Annotated in this window: 12 protein-coding genes; 11 read left to right on the top strand and 1 reads right to left on the bottom strand. The window is 46.6% G+C overall.

From position 1 onward, the window contains the following. Positions 1-3 precede the first annotated feature (3 nt). The 8 genes from hemW (at position 4) to mtaB (ending at position 9,173) form a co-directional block, all read left to right on the top strand. Entirely contained in the window at positions 4-1,143 is a 1,140-nt protein-coding gene (gene hemW, locus HAP68_RS12295; protein ID WP_003152887.1) for a radical SAM family heme chaperone HemW, read from the top strand. A gap of 80 nt (positions 1,144-1,223) precedes the next feature. After that, positions 1,224-2,255 (top strand): heat-inducible transcriptional repressor HrcA, encoded by a 1,032-nt coding sequence (hrcA, locus tag HAP68_RS12290; protein ID WP_003152889.1) that lies wholly within the window; start codon positions 1,224-1,226, stop codon positions 2,253-2,255. Positions 2,256-2,314: 59 nt separating this feature from the next. Then, complete coding sequence (gene grpE, locus HAP68_RS12285; protein ID WP_003152892.1) at positions 2,315-2,890, top strand: nucleotide exchange factor GrpE; 576 nt, start codon at positions 2,315-2,317, stop codon at positions 2,888-2,890. A 24-nt stretch (positions 2,891-2,914) separates the two neighbouring features. Beyond that, complete coding sequence (gene dnaK / locus HAP68_RS12280) at positions 2,915-4,753, top strand: molecular chaperone DnaK (protein ID WP_003152893.1); 1,839 nt, start codon at positions 2,915-2,917, stop codon at positions 4,751-4,753. 185 nt (positions 4,754-4,938) lie between these two features. Continuing rightward, positions 4,939-6,066: a molecular chaperone DnaJ gene (gene dnaJ, locus HAP68_RS12275; RefSeq protein ID WP_003152895.1), complete on the top strand. Its 1,128-nt coding sequence runs from the start codon at positions 4,939-4,941 to the stop codon at positions 6,064-6,066. A gap of 23 nt (positions 6,067-6,089) precedes the next feature. Beyond that, positions 6,090-7,025: a 50S ribosomal protein L11 methyltransferase gene (prmA, locus tag HAP68_RS12270; protein ID WP_003152897.1), complete on the top strand. Its 936-nt coding sequence runs from the start codon at positions 6,090-6,092 to the stop codon at positions 7,023-7,025. Positions 7,026-7,047: 22 nt separating this feature from the next. Beyond that, positions 7,048-7,818 (top strand): 16S rRNA (uracil(1498)-N(3))-methyltransferase, encoded by a 771-nt coding sequence (locus HAP68_RS12265; RefSeq protein ID WP_003152900.1) that lies wholly within the window; start codon positions 7,048-7,050, stop codon positions 7,816-7,818. Then, on the top strand, positions 7,818-9,173 hold the full coding sequence (gene mtaB / locus HAP68_RS12260; RefSeq protein WP_003152902.1) for a tRNA (N(6)-L-threonylcarbamoyladenosine(37)-C(2))-methylthiotransferase MtaB: 1,356 nt from the start codon (positions 7,818-7,820) through the stop codon (positions 9,171-9,173). Before HAP68_RS12265 ends, mtaB begins: the two co-directional genes overlap by 1 nt. Before the next feature lie 37 nt (positions 9,174-9,210). Here the strand turns inward: mtaB and HAP68_RS12255 are convergent, their stop codons facing one another. Continuing rightward, positions 9,211-10,137 carry a Na/Pi symporter gene (locus HAP68_RS12255; RefSeq protein WP_024085622.1) on the bottom strand — a complete coding sequence of 309 codons (927 nt, stop codon included), beginning with the start codon at positions 10,135-10,137 and terminating at the stop codon, positions 9,211-9,213. A 171-nt stretch (positions 10,138-10,308) separates the two neighbouring features. On the opposite strand from HAP68_RS12255, the gene rpsU reads away from it, so the two are divergent. The 3 genes from rpsU to HAP68_RS12240 all read left to right on the top strand — a co-directional run bounded on the left by rpsU (position 10,309) and on the right by HAP68_RS12240 (position 12,382). Beyond that, positions 10,309-10,482: a 30S ribosomal protein S21 gene (rpsU, locus tag HAP68_RS12250; protein ID WP_003152957.1), complete on the top strand. Its 174-nt coding sequence runs from the start codon at positions 10,309-10,311 to the stop codon at positions 10,480-10,482. Between the two features lie 14 nt (positions 10,483-10,496). Further along, complete coding sequence (locus HAP68_RS12245; protein ID WP_003152958.1) at positions 10,497-10,943, top strand: GatB/YqeY domain-containing protein; 447 nt, start codon at positions 10,497-10,499, stop codon at positions 10,941-10,943. Between the two features lie 122 nt (positions 10,944-11,065). Further along, on the top strand, positions 11,066-12,382 hold the full coding sequence (locus tag HAP68_RS12240) for an NfeD family protein (RefSeq protein WP_024085621.1): 1,317 nt from the start codon (positions 11,066-11,068) through the stop codon (positions 12,380-12,382). The last annotated feature ends 7 nt before the right edge of the window (positions 12,383-12,389 follow it).

Below are 12,389 nucleotides of genomic sequence, written 5' to 3'. Positions count from 1 at the left end.
AAAATGAAATCAGCTTATATTCATATTCCGTTTTGTGAGCATATCTGCCACTATTGCGATTTCAATAAATATTTTATTCAGAGCCAGCCTGTCGATGAGTACTTAAACTCACTCGAAAAGGAAATGATAAATACAATAGAACGGACGGGACGCCCTGATCTCCGCACGATTTTTATCGGGGGAGGCACGCCGACATCGCTCTCACCCGCCCAGCTGGAAAAATTGATGGATTCCATTCACCGCGTGCTGAAGCCTTCTGACGGACTCATAGAATTTGCCGCGGAAGCGAATCCGGATGATTTGTCCCCGGAAAAATTAAAAATCATGAAAAATGCCGGTGTCAACCGGCTGAGCTTCGGTGTTCAAACCTTTGAAGATGAGCTTTTACAAAAAATCGGCAGAGTGCATAAACAAAAGGACGTATTCACTTCCTTTGAACGTGCGAGGGCTCTCGGCTTTGACAACATCAGTCTCGATTTGATGTTCGGCCTGCCGGGTCAGACGCTGGCCGATCTTGACAATTCCGTCAAAACGGCTTTGTCTCTTGATGCGGAGCACTATTCCGTTTACTCGCTGATCGTAGAGCCGAAAACGGTGTTTTATAATTTAATGCAAAAAGGCCGCCTGCATCTCCCGGCGCAAGAACAAGAGGCCGAGATGTATGAAACGGTCATGAGGCAGATGAGTGAAGCGGGCATCCGTCAATACGAGATCAGTAACTTTGCAAAGCCAGGATACGAGTCGCAGCATAATCTGACGTATTGGAGCAATGAAGCGTATTTCGGTTTTGGCGCAGGCGCTCACGGGTATATCAGCGGCACGCGCACCGTCAACGCCGGGCCTGTGAAACATTACATTCAGCTCATCGAAGAAAAGGGGCTGCCTTACCGTGACACGCACGAGGTGACACGGGAGGAGCAGATTGAAGAAGAAATGTTCCTCGGTCTCAGAAAAATGTCCGGCGTACAAAAGCAAGCTTTTCTCGATAAATTCGGACGCTCGGTCGACGAACTGTTTCCCGATGTTCTCAAAGATTTAACCGAAAAAGGCCTGATCTGTGACACGGAAGAATCGGTTGCATTAACGCATGAGGGCAAATTATTAGGAAATGAGGTTTTTGGCGCTTTTTTGGGTGAGTTATAATTGACATTTTTCTTTTGGTTTGTTACTTTTGATATAGAATTAGCACTCGCTGACCTTGAGTGCTAACAGGGGTGATGATGATGTTAACAAATCGTCAGCTGTTGATCCTGCAAGTGATTATTAATGATTTTATACAATCAGCGCAGCCTGTAGGATCAAGAACTCTTTCAAAAAAAGACGAGATTACATTCAGCTCTGCAACGATCAGAAACGAGATGGCTGACTTGGAGGAATTGGGCTTTATTGAAAAAACCCATTCATCCTCAGGACGGATTCCGTCGGAAAAAGGGTACAGGTATTATGTCGATCATTTGCTGTCACCCGTCAAGCTGACAAAAACCGATCTGGATTTAATTCACTCGATATTTAAAGAAAAAATCTTCGAGCTGGAAAAAACAGTCCAAAAATCAGCGCAAATCCTGTCCGACCTGACAAACTACACATCGATTGTCCTCGGGCCGACGCTGAGCGAGAACTATCTTAAACAGATTCAAATCGTTCCGATCCAGCCGGATAAGGCGGTCGCCATCCTCGTCACGAACACGGGGCATGTCGAAAACCGCACCATCAATTTCCCGGCTAAAGTGGATTTGGCCGATATTGAAAAACTGGTCAATATATTAAACGATCGATTAGCGGGCGTGCCGATGGACGAACTGAATGAGCGCATTTTCAAAGAGGTTGTCACATATTTAAGGCAGCATATCGCCAACTATGACAGCATACTTGAATCGCTCCGCTCCACATTCCATCCGGCGGCCCACGTTGAGAAATTGTTTTTCGGCGGAAAGATCAACATGCTGAATCAGCCGGAGTTTCACGATATTGAAAGGGTCCGCTCGCTCTTATCTTTAATTGAAAAAGAGCAGGATGTTCTGAAGCTGTTTCAGTCATCAAAAGCCGGGATTTCAATCAAAATCGGGAAAGAAAACGACTACGAAGAAATGGAAAACTGCAGCTTAATCACGGCCACCTATACAGTTGATACGAAGCAGATCGGATCAATCGCGATTATCGGGCCGACGCGCATGAATTATTCAAGAGTCGTCAGCCTGCTGCAGCACGTGACTTCGGACTTGTCAAAAGCATTCACAAGTTTGTATGATGAATAAGGGAATTTTGGCAATCATTTTCAGTCATCTTTTTACAGCATTTGAGGGAGGTGAACACAATGTCAGAAGAAAAACAAACCGCAGAACAGGTCGAAGCAGCAGAACAAGAAGAAGTGACAGAACAGGCAGAACAAGCGGCTTCACAAGAGCAGCATGAAGAAACGGCAGGTCAGGAAGAAGCCCTTCAGCACCAAATTGATGAATTGCAGGGTTTGCTTGATGAAAAAGAAAACAAGCTTTTGCGTGTTCAAGCAGACTTTGAAAACTATAAACGACGCAGCCGCCTTGAAATGGAAGCTGCTCAGAAATACCGTTCTCAAAACGTCGTAACGGAAATCCTTCCGGCTCTCGACAACTTTGAACGGGCGTTACAGGTAGAAGCTGAAAGCGAGCAGACAAAAAGCTTGCTGCAAGGTATGGAAATGGTCCGCCGCCAGCTGATGGACGCACTTGAAAAAGAAGGTGTTGAAGCCATCGAAGCTGTCGGTCAGGAATTTGATCCGAACCTTCACCAAGCCGTCATGCAGGTGGAGGATGAAAACTTCGGCAGCAATATTGTTATCGAAGAACTGCAAAAAGGCTACAAACTGAAGGATCGCGTCATCCGTCCTTCAATGGTAAAAGTGAATCAATAACTACATAGCAGGAGGTAATTCAAAGTGAGTAAAGTAATCGGAATTGACTTGGGTACGACAAACTCATGTGTGGCAGTGCTTGAAGGCGGAGAGCCTACAGTTATCGCCAACGCTGAAGGAAACCGTACGACTCCGTCAGTCGTTGCATTTAAAAACGGCGAGCGCCAAGTAGGGGAAGTGGCGAAACGCCAATCAATCACAAATCCTAACACAATCATGTCTGTCAAACGCCATATGGGTACTGACTATAAAGTGGAAATCGAAGGAAAAGACTACACGCCTCAAGAAGTGTCAGCTATTATCCTTCAGCATCTGAAAGCATACGCTGAAAGCTACCTCGGCGAAACAGTTTCAAAAGCCGTTATCACGGTTCCTGCATACTTCAACGATGCAGAGCGCCAAGCGACAAAAGATGCCGGTAAAATCGCCGGTCTTGAAGTAGAGCGTATTATCAACGAACCGACTGCAGCAGCGCTTGCATACGGACTTGATAAAACAGACGAAGACCAAACGATTCTTGTTTACGACCTTGGCGGCGGTACGTTTGACGTATCTGTTCTTGAACTTGGCGACGGCGTGTTTGAAGTCCGTTCAACTGCCGGTGACAACCGTCTTGGCGGGGACGACTTTGACCAAGTCATCATCGATCATCTCGTAGCAGAATTCAAAAAAGAAAACGGCATTGATCTTTCAAAAGACAAAATGGCGCTTCAGCGTTTGAAAGATGCGGCTGAGAAAGCGAAAAAAGATCTTTCCGGCGTATCATCTACACAAATTTCTTTACCGTTTATCACAGCGGGAGAAGCAGGTCCTCTTCACCTTGAGCTGACACTGACCCGCGCTAAATTCGAAGAGCTTTCCGCTCACCTTGTTGAGCGCACAATGGCTCCTGTCCGTCAGGCTCTTCAAGATGCGGATCTTTCTGCGAGCGAAATCGACAAAGTTATCCTTGTCGGCGGATCAACACGTATACCTGCCGTACAGGAAGCAATCAAAAAAGAAACGGGTAAAGAAGCGCATAAAGGCGTAAACCCTGATGAAGTTGTAGCGCTGGGTGCAGCGATTCAAGGCGGCGTCATCACGGGAGACGTAAAAGACGTTGTTCTTCTTGACGTTACACCGCTTTCTCTCGGTATTGAAACAATGGGCGGCGTGTTCACGAAACTGATCGACCGCAACACGACAATTCCGACGAGCAAGTCTCAAGTATTCTCAACTGCAGCTGACAACCAAACGGCTGTTGACATTCACGTGCTTCAAGGTGAGCGCCCGATGTCTGCGGACAACAAAACGCTCGGCCGCTTCCAGCTTACTGATATCCCGCCTGCACCGCGCGGCGTACCGCAAATCGAAGTTTCTTTCGATATTGACAAAAACGGTATCGTAAACGTAAGAGCGAAAGACTTAGGCACAGGAAAAGAACAAAACATTACAATCAAATCTTCTTCAGGTCTTTCTGATGATGAGATCGAACGCATGGTAAAAGAAGCGGAAGAAAACGCTGACGCTGATGCGAAGAGAAAAGAAGAAATCGAAGTCCGCAACGAAGCTGACCAGCTTGTGTTCCAAACGGAAAAAACATTAAAAGATCTGGAAGGCAAAGTGGACGAAGAGCAAGTGAAAAAAGCAAACGACGCGAAAGACGCGCTGAAAGCCGCTATCGAGAAAAACGAAATTGAAGACATCAAAGCGAAAAAAGATGAGCTTCAAACAATCGTTCAAGAGCTTTCTATGAAGCTTTATGAAGAAGCGGCAAAAGCGCAGCAGGCTGAAGGCGCAGCAAACGCTGAAGGCAAAAAAGCGGACGACAACGTTGTCGATGCGGAATACGAAGAAGTAAAAGACGACGAAACGAAAAAATAAGTTCTTTCCCGCATGGCTATAGGCGGAAGAACACACAGCATATTCTGATTCAACAGACAGAAAGTCAAAGTCAGGCATCTCTTGGCTTTGACTTTTTTTCTTGCCCGGGATAAAAGGAATTGAAAAAACATAATTCAAAATGATACAATCTAATTTATGTGAGAAATTCGGGAGAGTGAAGCGAGATGAGTAAGCGTGATTACTATGAAGTGCTTGGGGTAAGTAAGAGCGCTTCAAAGGATGAAATCAAAAAAGCCTATCGGAAGCTTTCAAAAAAATATCATCCTGATATCAATAAAGAATCCGGAGCAGATGAAAAATTCAAAGAGGTAAAAGAAGCGTACGAAGCGCTCTCAGACGACCAAAAACGCGCTCAATATGACCAATTCGGCCATACAGACCCTAACCAGGGATTCGGCGGCGGTTTCGGAGGCGGCGGAGACTTCGGCGGCTTCGGTTTCGATGACATATTCTCAAGCATCTTCGGAGGCGGCACGAGACGCCGTGACCCGAATGCGCCGCGGCAAGGCGCGGATCTGCAGTATACAATGACCCTGTCATTTGAAGACGCGGCTTTCGGAAAAGAAACGATCATTGAAATTCCGCGCGAAGAGAATTGCGAAACATGTAAAGGATCGGGCGCAAAGCCGGGAACAAAGCCGGATACGTGCTCGCACTGCGGAGGTTCAGGCCAGCTGAACGTCGAACAGAACACGCCGTTTGGCAAAGTGGTTAACCGAAGAGTCTGCCACCACTGTGAAGGAACAGGAAAAATCATCAAAAACAAGTGTTCTGACTGCGGCGGCACGGGCAAAGTGAAAAAACGGAAAAAAATCAATGTCACGATTCCTGCCGGTGTGGATGACGGACAGCAGCTGCGCGTTCCGGGTCAAGGTGAACCTGGCGTAAACGGAGGGCCTGCGGGAGATCTGTTTGTCGTATTCCATGTGCGCGCCCACGAGTTCTTTGAACGCGACGGAGACGATATTTATTGCGAAATGCCGTTAACGTTTGCCCAAGCGGCACTCGGAGACGAAGTGGAAGTGCCGACGCTTCACGGAAAAGTGAAATTGAAAATACCTGCCGGCACACAAACCGGCACGAAATTCAGATTAAGAGGCAAAGGCGTTCAGAACGTCCGGGGCTACGGACAAGGCGACCAGCACATTGTCGTCCGCGTCGTCACACCGACGAATCTGACAGACAAACAAAAAGACATCATCCGCGAGTTCGCTGAAGTCAGCGGAAACCTGCCGGATGAACAAGAAATGAGTTTCTTTGACAAAGTAAAACGCGCATTTAAAGGCGAGTAATGATTGGATAGGAGTTGGTAGTTTTGAAATGGTCCGAAATCAGCATTCACACAACACATGAAGCGGTCGAACCCATCTCAAATATTTTGCATGAAGCTGGTGCGAGCGGGGTTGTCATCGAAGATCCGCTTGATTTAATGAAAGAGCGTGAGAATGTTTACGGGGAAATCTACCAGCTCGACCCCAATGATTACCCCGATGAGGGTGTCATTGTCAAAGCGTATCTGCCGATTAACAGTTTCCTCGGCGAAACGGTGGACGGCATTAAAGAGACGATTAATAATCTGCTTTTGTACGACATTGATTTAGGCAGAAACACAATCACCATTTCTGAAGTTAATGAAGAAGAATGGGCGACAGCTTGGAAAAAGTATTATCATCCGGTGAAAATTTCTGAAAAATTCACGATCGTACCCACATGGGAAACGTACACACCCGTGAATACCGATGAACTGATTATCGAAATGGATCCGGGCATGGCATTCGGTACGGGAACGCATCCGACAACCGTTCTGTGCATTCAGGCGCTTGAGCGTATCGTTCAAAAAGGCGATCGTGTCATTGATGTCGGCACCGGTTCAGGAATTTTAAGCATCGCGGCCGCCATGCTTGAGGCCGAATCGGTTCATGCGTATGACCTTGATCCGGTCGCTGTTGAAAGCGCGCGTCTGAATCTAAAATTGAACAAAGTGAGTGATACGGCCGAAGTGAAGCAGAACAATTTGTTAGACGGCATCACGGGCGAACATGATGTCATTGTCGCAAATATTCTGGCGGAAGTGATTCTCCGCTTTACATCACAGGCGTACGACCTGCTCAAAGACGGAGGCCATTTTATTACTTCAGGCATTATCGGCCAGAAAAAACAGGAAGTAAAAGAAGCGTTGGAAAAAGCCGGCTTTACCATCACAGAAATTCTGTCTATGGAAGATTGGGTCAGCATCATCGCGAAAAAATAACAGTTAGTAGGTGTCACAGCGTATGCAACGATATTTTATCGAGCTCACGAAGCAGGAGATGGACGAAACTCCCGATTTTCAAATTACGGGGGAAGACGTCCACCATATAGCGAACGTCATGAGAATGAGTGCGGGAGACCGGATAATCTGCTGTTCGAAAGACGGCCATGAAGCGTTATGCCTGCTCAAAGCGGTTTCTAAAGATCATATATCATGCAGCATTGCTGAATGGACGGGTGAAAACCGTGAACTGCCGTTAAAAATCAGGATTGCCAGCGGCCTTCCGAAAGGCGATAAGCTTGAATGGATTATCCAAAAAGGGACCGAGCTGGGGGCTAGTATGTTCATCCCCTTTCAGGGCGCCAGATCCGTCGTTAAGCTAGACGACAAAAAGGCAAAGAAAAAGCGGGAGAGATGGGCGAAAATCGCGAAGGAAGCGGCGGAGCAATCGTACCGCAATGAAATTCCCGAAGTGAAAACCGTTCATACGTTCCGGCAGCTGCTTGAAATGGCGGAGAATGTCGATAAATGTGTCGTTGCATACGAGGAGTCATCAAAGCAGGGAGAAACGGGCGCTTTCGCCGCGGAGCTTAAAAGCCTTCCGCAAGGTTCGTCTCTTTTAATCGTATTCGGCCCTGAAGGCGGTCTGACTGAGTCTGAAGTTCATCAGCTTTCAGAAAAAGGCGCCGTCTTATGCGGCCTCGGACCGAGAATTTTACGGACTGAAACTGCGCCTCTTTACGCGTTAAGCGCAGTTTCCTATCATACAGAGTTATTAAGAGGTGATCAGTAATGGCAACTGTTGCTTTTCATACCCTTGGCTGCAAGGTCAATCATTATGAAACAGAAGCAATCTGGCAGCTGTTTAAAGATGCGGGTTATGAACGAAAAGAATTCGAACAGACAGCAGATGTATATGTCATTAATACATGTACGGTAACAAACACGGGAGATAAAAAAAGCCGTCAAGTCATCAGACGGGCGATCCGCCAAAATCCTGACGGCGTCATCTGCGTAACAGGGTGCTATGCGCAAACCTCTCCGGCAGAAATTATGGCCATCCCGGGTGTTGACATCGTCGTCGGCACGCAGGATCGTGAAAAAATGCTCGGTTACATTGAGCAGTACAGGGAAGAGCGTCAGCCGATCAACGGCGTCGGCAATATTATGAAAGCACGCGTGTTTGAAGAGCTGGATGTTCCCGCTTTTACTGACCGCACAAGAGCGTCGTTAAAAATCCAAGAGGGCTGCAACAACTTCTGTACGTTCTGCATTATCCCTTGGGCGCGCGGCCTGCTTCGTTCCCGCGATCCGGAAGAAGTCATTAAACAGGCGCAGCAGCTGGTGGATGCCGGCTATAAAGAAATCGTCCTGACGGGGATTCATACGGGCGGCTACGGCGAAGATATGAAAGATTATAATTTCGCCAAGCTTCTCCGCGAGCTTGATACACGTGTAGAAGGACTGAAGCGGATCAGAATTTCATCTATTGAAGCAAGCCAAATCACTGATGAAGTGATTGAAGTGCTGGATGCGTCTGATAAAATCGTCCGCCACCTTCATATCCCGATTCAGTCAGGATCAAACACCGTTCTGAAACGGATGAGACGCAAATATACGATGGAATTTTTCGCGGACCGTTTAAATAAGCTGAAAGAAGCGCTGCCGGGTCTTGCCGTCACATCTGATGTCATCGTCGGTTTCCCGGGTGAAACGGAAGAAGAATTTATGGAAACATACCGGTTCATTAAAGAACATAAGTTTTCAGAGCTTCACGTATTCCCTTACAGCAAACGCACCGGAACACCTGCGGCCAGAATGGAAGACCAGGTTGACGAGAACGTGAAAAACGAACGGGTGCATAAGCTGATTGCGCTGTCTGACCAGCTTGCCAAAGAATACGCCTCCGATTATGAAGGAGAGGTTCTGGAAATCATTCCGGAAGAGGCGTTTAAAGAGTCTGATGAGGCCGGCATGTTCGTCGGCTATACGGACAATTACATGAAAGTCGTCTTCAAAGGCACGGAAGATGTAATCGGCAAACTTGTCAAAGTCAAAATTCAAAAAGCGGGCTATCCGTATAACGAAGGACAATTCGTCCGCGTCGTTGAGGATGAAATGACCCGGAACATGCGCATGTCTTCATAACAGATAAAAAAACCGGTGCCTTCCCGCATCGGTTTTTTTACGGTTTCGGAGGAATCAGCCTGTCAATCAGCCGGTAAAACAAATGTGTGAACGGCAGAAACAATAAGGCGGTGACTACGTTAAATAACAGGCTGAAATGCGCAATCATCTGCGCGGGATCATCAGACAGGCGCTCCGTAATACCTGCTGATGCGGACAGGAAGGGAAAGACGAGCAGCACACCGAGAATATTAAACACTACGTGAGCACCGGCGGTCTGTCTGGCGGCATAACCGCCTGAAACAGCAGCCATGACGGCCGTGACGCATGTCCCGATATTAGATCCCAGAACGACGCTGACCGCTTGTTCAATGCCGATCACCCCTTCGTTCATAAAACTCATCAAAATGCCGATGCAGACGGAGCTTGAATGAATGATTGCCGTCAATATCATGCCGATAAAAAGAGCGGACCAGCTCGAATCATTCACATGGCGCAAAACCTCCGCCCCCGCCTTCATTTCTGTCAGCGGAACGGCAAGCCGGCTGAAGCATGTGATGCAAAAAAAGATGATGCCGAGACCGAGGAAGCTTATACCGATCTGCCTGAACGGATATTTACGGATGAGGGTAAACACAAGGCCTCCGATAAAAAGCACCCAAATGAGCACATCCATCTTTATGGCTAAAAACTCCGTCGTAAACGTGGAGCCGACATTCGTGCCGAGAATCATCGGAATGGTCCGTTTAAAAGATAAAGCGCCTGCGCTGACAAAGCCGATGACAATGACCATGAAGGCTGAGCTGCTCTGAAGAAAACCGGTGAATACGATGCTTATGAGAAAAGCTTTCAAAGGGTGGTCGGTAAATAAGAGCAGGCTTTTCTCAATTTTTGAATACGTTAATGCGATCAGGCCCTGCCTGAGCAGGCTCATTCCGAGTAAAAAAACCAGGATAAGTGCGGTAAAGAGAATCAGTATTATCAAACGAAACACCCCTTTCCATCATTATATAGACAAGCAGCCTTATTCATGACGGAAAAGTGAGCTCGCTTAGTTGACCTGACTGATGGCTTATATTATAATGTCAAAGTACATGTTTATATATGTATCTTTTTAAAGGTAGTCGATTGGTGTATTCGGAGGGAGGGAAAGAGAATGTCAAAAACGGTCGTTAGAAAAAACGAATCGCTTGAAGATGCTCTTCGTCGCTTCAAACGCAGTGTATCAAAGACAGGTACTTTGCAAGAAGCAAGAAAGCGCGAATTTTATGAAAAACCTAGCGTAAAGCGCAAGAAAAAGTCAGAAGCTGCTAGAAAACGCAAATTCTAAAAGAGGGTGGATTTATGAGTCTTCTTGAGCGACTTAACCAAGATATGAAGCTGTATATGAAAAGCCGTGAGAAAGACAAACTGACTGTCGTTCGAATGGTGAAAGCTTCACTTCAAAACGAAGCAATTAAGCTTAAGAAAGACAGTTTGACCGAGGATGAGGAACTTACTGTCCTATCTCGTGAACTTAAGCAACGTAAAGACTCCCTCCATGAATTTTCAAACGCTGATCGTTTAGATTTAGTAGATAAAGTTCAAAAAGAGCTGGACATTTTAGAAATTTATTTACCGAAGCAGCTTTCTGAAGAAGAGCTGCAGACAATTGTAAATGAAACCATCGCTGAAGTCGGTGCGAGCTCCAAAGCGGACATGGGCAAAGTGATGAGTGCTATTATGCCTAAAGTAAAAGGTAAAGCTGACGGCAGTGTAATTAACAGACTTGTCAGCAGTCAATTATCTTAATTGACAAGAAAAAAGACATCTTTCTTAGAGAGATGTCTTTTTTTATACATAAAAAAATGAAACTAAAGTACATTTGTTACGTATATAAAGAAGAACGAAACGGGAAGGAGGGTATATTTGCCTTGTTCCGAAAAAAAAACGGAATTGCTGTTGCTCTATTGGGCTTATTTGTATTATCTTTATTAGGGGTTCAATTGAACGCGAAAGCTGATCACCCATCGGTTTATGTCATCCCGGTTGAGAAAAATGTCGAACAGGGGCTCGCCTCGTTTTTATCGCGTTCTTTCAAAGAAGCGAAGGAGTCCGGCGCGTCACACATTATTCTTGACATCAATACACCGGGAGGCGCCGTTCAATCAGCCTTGGATATTGCGGATATCATCGGCCGCGCGGATGTGCCTGTTACCGCTTACGTTAATAAACGGGCGCTTTCTGCCGGAGCGTATATAGCGCTTCAGGCAGATGAAATCTATATGGCGCCGGGAGGAAAAATGGGTGCCGCAGCCATCATCGACGGAAAAGGAAACGCGGCGGACAAAAAGGCTCAATCACTGTGGCATGCAGAAATGGAGGACGCAGCGGTTAAAAACAACCGAAATCCGAAATACGCCCTTGCCATGGCAGATCCCGCCATCAATGCAAAGGAAGCGGGCGCCCCAAAGGGAAAACTGCTGACACTGACAGCTGAAAAAGCCAAGGAAGTCGGATATTCGGAGGGCACGGTTTCAAACCTTGATGCTTTATATACAAAGCTCGGTTTTGACAAAGCGGATGTTCACCATGCAAAAGAAGGTTTTGTCGGCAAATTGGGCAGATGGCTGACAAATCCGTTTGTTGTCCCCGTCTTATTAACGCTTGCTTTGCTTGGTTTGACCATTGAATTGTTCTCGCCGGGCCTCGGAATACCGGGTGCCGTCGGACTGACGGCCATGCTGCTGTTTTTCACCGGGCATATCGCTGCCGGATTCGCCGGCTATGACAGCGTATTCTTATTTTGCGCGGGCTTGGTTTTTATCCTTTTAGAGATATTTCTGCCCGGAGGCATAATCGGTCTTATCGGTATTGCAGGCGTCATCGCGAGCCTCTTTCTCGCTGCGGGCAGCTTTACCGTAATGGCGGTTTCTCTCTTGATCGCCATTGCTGTGTCTATTACAGCCTTTATCATATTAACAAGGGTGTTGGGGAAACGAATGAAATTCTTTAAAAAATTAATATTAACTGATTCAACAAACACGGAGAGCGGTTATGTTTCAAATCAGAACCGGACGGAGCTGTTGGGGAAAGTCGGCATTACCGCTACAGCCCTCAGACCGTCAGGCACCGTCATTATTGATGATGAACGTCTGGATGTCGTCTCGGAAGGATCATTCACTGAAAAAGACAGACAGGTGAAAGTAGTGAAAGCGGAAGGCTCACGCATTGTCGTGAGAGAAATATAGATGATAA

Source organism: Bacillus sp. Bvel1, from assembly GCF_014872755.1.
In the GTDB taxonomy this organism is placed as follows: Bacteria; Bacillota; Bacilli; order Bacillales; family Bacillaceae; genus Bacillus; species Bacillus velezensis.
Note: the sequence above shows the minus strand (reverse complement) of the source record. Positions and strands in the feature narration are given on the sequence as shown.